Below are 337 nucleotides of genomic sequence, written 5' to 3' on the forward strand. Positions count from 1 at the left end.
GAACGGCCCCTGTTACCAATGCGTGTTCCCTCAGGCCCCGTCGGCAGGCCTGGCCCCGTCCTGCGCCGAGGCTGGCGTGATCGGACCCCTGCCGGGCGTCATCGGCACCATGATGGCGGTCGAGGCCATCAAGATCATCACCGGCGCCGGGGCGCCCTTGCGCGGCGAGATGCTGATCTATGATGCGCTTTGGGGGGAAACCCGGAAAATCGCATTGAAAAAGCGCTCCGATTGCCCGGTTTGCGGTGAAACGGCCTAGGCGATCTGGACGTCTGGCACGGGCGTGATTACCTGTGGTCTCAAAGGAGAATTTGCATGACCAATCCGCTGCTGTCCG

1 protein-coding gene is annotated in these 337 nt (G+C 63.2%); it reads left to right on the forward strand.

What is annotated here, in order from left to right:
* A partial coding sequence (locus QWI16_RS06180; RefSeq protein ID WP_368045283.1) for a HesA/MoeB/ThiF family protein occupies positions 1–259 on the forward strand: 259 nt, incomplete at its 5' end.
* Between the last annotated feature and the right edge of the window lie 78 nt (positions 260–337).

The sequence above is a fragment of the Gilvimarinus algae genome, assembly GCF_030518215.1.
Lineage (GTDB): Bacteria > Pseudomonadota > Gammaproteobacteria > Pseudomonadales > Cellvibrionaceae > Gilvimarinus > Gilvimarinus algae.